Annotated in this window: 1 protein-coding gene and 2 pseudogenes; 1 reads left to right on the top strand and 2 read right to left on the bottom strand. The window is 50.4% G+C overall.

The genetic code is table 11. The features are described 5' to 3' along the window. Positions 1–206: 206 nt before the first annotated feature. Positions 207–1,517 carry an Ig-like domain-containing protein gene (locus PSE6802_RS0104345; RefSeq protein ID WP_156815407.1) on the top strand — a complete coding sequence of 437 codons (1,311 nt, stop codon included), beginning with the start codon at positions 207–209 and terminating at the stop codon, positions 1,515–1,517. Here PSE6802_RS0104345 and PSE6802_RS35735 read toward each other — a convergent pair. Together PSE6802_RS35735 and PSE6802_RS33135 are read right to left on the bottom strand one after the other, a co-directional pair. Continuing rightward, positions 1,514–2,951: pseudogene (locus PSE6802_RS35735) on the bottom strand (group II intron reverse transcriptase/maturase). The gene PSE6802_RS0104345 and the pseudogene PSE6802_RS35735 sit on opposite strands and share 4 nt — an antisense overlap. Before the next feature lie 249 nt (positions 2,952–3,200). Beyond that, positions 3,201–3,346: pseudogene (locus tag PSE6802_RS33135) on the bottom strand (IS5/IS1182 family transposase); the annotation flags it as partial.

The following is a 3,346-nucleotide window of genomic DNA, read 5'->3' on the forward strand; positions in this document are numbered from 1 at the left end:
TTCGATAGCACGCCCGTGGCAAATTATGTCGATATTCTGCCGAGTTTGAGCAATGGTGCGTTTACGTTGACGCAGGCGCAGATCGACCAAATTGCGGGGGCACTCTGAGCAATGGTCAGCATACGCTGAATCTGCTGGCAAAGGATAGCAGTGGCAGTCAAACCGTATTTGCGTTTACCTTCACGCTCGATAACCAGGCACCGACGGTGAGCTTGAACCTGGCAGCGGAATCCGATACGCCACCCATGGGCGATCTGCGCACGACGAGCAGTACCGTTACGCTAGTAGGTACTACCGAGGCGAATACGAGCGTGAAGTTATTGCCAACGAATGCAGCCGCGACATCCAATAGTACGGGTGGATTTCAGTTCGATAATGTCGGTTTAGCCAATGGCACGAATAGTCTGACGGTAGAGGCGACGGATATTGCGGGGAATGTGGGCACGATCGCGCAGACAATTACGCGGGATGTGGGAAATACGCTGGGGCAAAACCTGGACTTGACGGTGCGACCGGGGGGATATCTGGAAGTGCCACTCACGGGCGTGGATGCGAGTGGCAATCGCGTCACCTATCGCCTGCAAAGCACGGGAAATCTACCCACGGGGAAGCTGGATGGCAATGGTAATTTGATTTTTACGCCCACACCCTCGGAGATTGGCACGTATCAGTTCGGTTTGATCGCCAGTAACGACACGCAGGAGATTCCGCAGACGGTGACGGTGCGGGTGGTGGCAGATCCGGTTTCTACCACCAGAATATCGGGTGTCATTCAGAATACGGCAAGGCAGCCTTTAGCAGGAGTAGCGATCGAAATTGGCAATCTCCGCACGACGACGGCGGCGGATGGCTCGTTTACCCTTGCCGCGAATGGGGCATTGCCCGCCGATACGTTGAAGGTGCGGGGTGAAGGGCTGGAGGGCACGGAAACGTATCCGTTTATTGCGGAGAAGTTGCCGTTGTTGCTGGGGCGAGATGTATTTAATGGCGTAAATAATGTCATCGGTCGTCCGATTTATCTGCCGCCGCTGGATATGGCGAACGCCAGGGCGATCGACCCGACGCAGGATGCGACTGTGACGACGACAGCGATTCCGAATGCGTCGGTATTCGTGAAGGCGGGGACGCTGAAAGATCAATCGGGCAATAACTTTACGGGGCAGTTGGGGATTACGGAGGTGCCACGGGAGGTGACTCCGGCAGCGCTGCCAGAGAATCTGATTCCGGATCTGGTGGTGACGATTCAGCCAGGGGAGATGGTATTTTTGCAGCCCGCACCTCTGAGTTTGCCGAATCGGGCGGGATATGCGGCGGGAACGGAGATGGATTTGTGGTCGATTAATCCGATAACGGGCAATTTCGATAATGTGGGGAGGGGGCGTGTGAGTACCGATGGCAGTGCGATTAATACGATTGAAGGTGGTATGGTTGGGTCGAGGAGGAATATGACTTCCTGCCCCTCCCAATTAGATCGCAGCGTGCGACTTTCACCGCACTGCGCTCCCGATATTCTCTAGCTTGCGCTTTTGCCCATGTGGAAATAGGTATGGCAACTCTCATGAATCGCTAACAGGTTTTCTTTCTTCCAGTTGTTGTGGTTGCCATCGGCATGGTGGAGATGAACTCTTTCGTCCGATAATAATTTGTGACCGCAGGAAGCACATGAATGGTTTTGCCTTTTTAGGGCTTTAGAGGTTTGACCGTCATAGAGCTTGCTGTTTCGCTCACTCCAGTAGACCAAATCGCCATCAAAGGGAGATTTATTTCCTCTGACATTTACGTGTTTGTTTTCAGAGTAAGGAACAGATGGGAATGCTTTCTCAATCAACTGCTTGGTTGAGTATCGATCCTGCTTCTTCTCCTGATTGAATACCTTCCATGCCCTGTGACTGATGTGCCATAGGCTATGCTTAGCCCCATCCATCTTGCAGTACCTGTGGTATCTCCTCCATCCTCTCACGAGCGGCGCTAGCTTTTGAGCTTTCACCTCTGCACCATAGTTTGAGTTGTTGACTATGGCTTTGACTTTCTTGCGGAAAGCTTTGTAGTTGTCCACTGAAGGGAAACTTCTAAACTTGCCGTTGTTTTGGACTTTAAAGTGCCAACCGAGAAAATCAAATCCATCTGTCGTTGCGGTTAGCTGCCTTTTGTTTTGGCTAATGTTCATGCCTCGTTTGGCAAGGAACTGGCTGATTTTGACCAGTATCAAGTCTGCGTTGTCTTCTGGCTTGAGCATAAACACCATATCATCAGCCTTGAGGCGTTCCTTGTTCAGGAAATTCAACACTGGTTCCTGCTTTTAGGCATCGGAATATGCCGAGCTTTAGCCCTGATGGGGCAATTAGGTTGTCCATTATTGCTTTGTGGTTGATGCGGTCGAAGCATGTTTCGATATCAAGCTCAATCACTCTTTTACCTATGCCATTGCTTCTGGAGCTTAAATTGTTGAACAAAAGTCTCTGGGCATCATGTGCCGAGCGTCCTGGTCTAAATCCATAGCTCCTAGCATGGAAGGTTGCTTCGTGTGCTGGTTCTAAGGCGAACTTAGCCAGACATTGCCATGCTCTGTCTGCGATTGTAGGCACCTTGAGCATTCGAGTTGTGCCGTCCTTTTTTGGGATGGCGATTTCTCGTAAACTTTGGTGCTGCCAAGTGGTAAAGTTAGCCCTAAGTTTATCACTTAGGTTTAAGCGTTCTTCACTTGTGAGGGACGCTTTGCCGTCAATTCCCGCAGTCTTTTTCCCAGCGTTTAGCTGGGTTACTTGCCGTATTGCCAATAGGATTGCCGCTTGCGATTTTACGATTAGCTTTTGCAGTGAACGGGCTTTCCGCTTGTCTCCAACTGTAACGGCTTTGTAAACTCTTCTTTGTAGCCGGAATAGGTCTTTGCGGAATTTCTTCCAGTTTAACTTCTTCCAAGATTCACTCGCATTGCTGCTGTGTCTAATCATGGTCTGCTCCAATTTGTTTATTCTGAATACCTCGGGGCAATTACGCCCCGTCCTACCCGTTTCTGAGGGCTTACTCCTCTCGTCCGGTCTACCGTGAATTCGACTTTTCACAGACCTCAGATCCGTTTTTATTCGTTCCGCCCCTATGATGGTTTTGTTCCTTTAGGTGTAGCCATTTTGACTGCCAGAACCCCTTACTCTTGCTGCTACTATACGAATGGTGCAGCGGGATACTAGACCTCTTGCAAATTAGCCAACTGAGGAGCCTTGAGAGCGTTCAAAATTGTAGAGACCAGCAATTAGATTGCAACGCAAACCAAAGCGGTGACGACGATTGCGATAGCGTCCAGATAAGATGCGGAAGATCTTCAAGCGGCGATTAACATGCTCAATGC

This window comes from Pseudanabaena sp. PCC 6802 (genome assembly GCF_000332175.1).
Taxonomy (GTDB): domain Bacteria; phylum Cyanobacteriota; class Cyanobacteriia; order Pseudanabaenales; family Pseudanabaenaceae; genus PCC-6802.